A 2,016-nucleotide genomic window follows, 5' to 3' on the forward strand; every position below is an offset into this window, starting at 1 on the left:
GGATAGCAGCCATCATCATCGGCGGCCTGGCAGGCTGGTTCGCCGAAATGTTCATGAAGAGCAACACCGGCATCTTCATGAACATCGTTATGGGCATCGTCGGCGCGGTCGTGCTGAACGCCATTCTGCAGGCTCTCAATTTTGGCCCGTTCGGCGTCGGCTGGATTGCCTATCTGATCACCGGCTTTATCGGTGCCTGCCTGCTGATCTGGGCGGGGCGTCTGGTGCGCCGATAGCATCACTGAAAAGCTGCCATGCGAAAAAGGCTGTTGCGGCATGCGCCGCGGCGGCCTTTTTCTTTGCGTTGAAAAGTCCTAGATGACGTTATGACAGCGAACGCCTGACTGGCGTCGCGAATGAACCAGGTTTCCCGATGGTCACTGTCCTCGATACGATCGCCAACGCCCCGCGCTTGCGGCATCCGGAAAAGGCGCACAAGCCTGATCAGGATGTGCTGCGCAAGCCCGACTGGATCCGCGTCAAGGCGCCGATGTCGAAGGGCTATGCCGAAACGCGCGAAATCGTCAAATCGCACAAGCTGGTGACGGTCTGCGAAGAGGCCGGCTGCCCCAACATCGGCGAATGCTGGGAAAAGAAGCACGCCACCTTCATGATCATGGGCGAGATCTGCACGCGCGCCTGCGCCTTCTGCAACGTCGCCACCGGCATTCCGACAGCACTTGACCCGGATGAGCCGGCCCGCGTCGCGCATGCGGTCAAGCAGATGGGCTTGACCCATGTCGTCATCACCTCGGTCGACCGCGACGACCTCGCCGATGGCGGTGCGCAGCATTTCGCCGAAGTCATTCGCGCCATCCGGGCGGCAACGCCGCTGACGACGATCGAAATCCTGACGCCCGACTTCCTGCGCAAGGACGGCGCGCTGGAGATCGTCGTGGCCGCCAAGCCCGACGTCTTCAACCACAATCTCGAAACCGTGCCATCGAACTATCTGACGGTACGTCCGGGCGCCCGCTATTTCCATTCGATCCGGCTGCTGCAGCGGGTCAAGGAGCTCGATCCGTCAATCTTCACCAAGTCCGGCATCATGGTGGGGCTGGGCGAAGAACGGAATGAAATCCTGCAGCTGATGGATGATCTGCGGTCCGCCAATGTCGACTTCATGACCATCGGCCAGTACCTGCAGCCGTCGAAGAAGCACCATCCGGTGATCCGCTTCGTCACTCCGGAGGAGTTTAAATCTTTCGAGACGATCGGCCGGACCAAGGGTTTCCTGCTGGTGGCGTCCAGCCCGCTGACGCGTTCGTCGCATCACGCCGGCGACGATTTCGCCAAGCTGCGTGCGGCACGGGAAGCGATTCTCAAGAAAACAGCCTAACCCGCTGGTTTCATGCCAAAATTCGAAGCCACCCGACGCGTATCCCATACACCCGAGCAGATGTTCGCGCTGGTCGCCGATGTTGAATCCTATCCGCAATTCCTGCCGCTTTGCGAAGCGCTGACGGTTCGCTCGCGCAAGGAGCGTGACGGGCGCACGGTTCTGCTTGCCGACATGAGCATCGGCTACAAGGCGATCCGCGAAACCTTCACGACGCAGGTGCTGCTGAAGCCCGCCGAGAACACCATCGACGTGAAGTACATCGACGGGCCCTTCAAATATTTGAGCAACGTCTGGCGTTTCGAAGCGGACGGCGCCGGGTGCACCGTCCGCTTCTTCATCGACTACGAGTTCAAGAGCCGTATTCTGGGCGCGGTCATGGGGACCATGTTCGATCGCGCCTTCCGCATGTTCGCCGAAGCCTTTGAGAAGCGCGCCGACGTCATCTACGGTGCAGCACCCCGGGTCCAGGGTTAGCCGAGTGCTTGCAGGCCCAACTCCAGCGCTTGCCGGACCGTTTCGCGACGAATGAAATCGCGGCCTTTGTCTGCAAAGAGCTGGTGCTCGGCGACAATCGGTCGGCCGTCCAGCGCAACCCCGAACCAGACCAGGCCGACCGGTTTTTCCGCCGAACCGCCGCCAGGCCCAGCGATCCCGGTGACCGCCAGGGTCAGCCC

At 61.1% G+C, this 2,016-nt stretch carries 4 protein-coding genes; 3 read left to right on the plus strand and 1 reads right to left on the minus strand.

All coding sequences use genetic code 11. From position 1 onward, the window contains the following. Nucleotides 1–2 precede the first annotated feature (2 nt). The 3 genes from EN906_RS32175 to EN906_RS32185 all read left to right on the plus strand — a co-directional run bounded on the left by EN906_RS32175 (nt 3) and on the right by EN906_RS32185 (nt 1,816). Nucleotides 3–236 (plus strand): GlsB/YeaQ/YmgE family stress response membrane protein, encoded by a 234-nt coding sequence (locus EN906_RS32175; RefSeq protein WP_245484377.1) that lies wholly within the window; start codon nt 3–5, stop codon nt 234–236. Nucleotides 237–373: 137 nt separating this feature from the next. Further along, nucleotides 374–1,339 (plus strand): lipoyl synthase, encoded by a 966-nt coding sequence (gene lipA, locus EN906_RS32180; protein WP_127272707.1) that lies wholly within the window; start codon nt 374–376, stop codon nt 1,337–1,339. Between the two features lie 12 nt (nt 1,340–1,351). Further along, a complete protein-coding gene (locus EN906_RS32185) occupies nt 1,352–1,816 on the plus strand; it encodes a type II toxin-antitoxin system RatA family toxin (protein ID WP_127267305.1) in 465 nt (154 codons plus the stop codon). On the opposite strand, the gene EN906_RS32190 is transcribed toward EN906_RS32185, so the two are convergent. Beyond that, on the minus strand, nt 1,813–2,016 hold a 204-nt coding region (locus tag EN906_RS32190; RefSeq protein ID WP_206529229.1), incomplete at its 5' end, for a CinA family protein. The genes EN906_RS32185 and EN906_RS32190 overlap by 4 nt on opposite strands.

Source organism: Mesorhizobium sp. M7A.F.Ca.CA.004.06.1.1, assembly GCF_003999135.1.
Taxonomy (GTDB): domain Bacteria; phylum Pseudomonadota; class Alphaproteobacteria; order Rhizobiales; family Rhizobiaceae; genus Mesorhizobium.

Coding starts and splice junctions, on each gene's coding strand:
- lipA (WP_127272707.1), top strand. CDS start 374: ATGGTCACTGTCCTCGATACGATCGCCAACGCCCCGCGCTTGCGGCAT.
- EN906_RS32185 (WP_127267305.1), top strand. CDS start 1,352: ATGCCAAAATTCGAAGCCACCCGACGCGTATCCCATACACCCGAGCAG.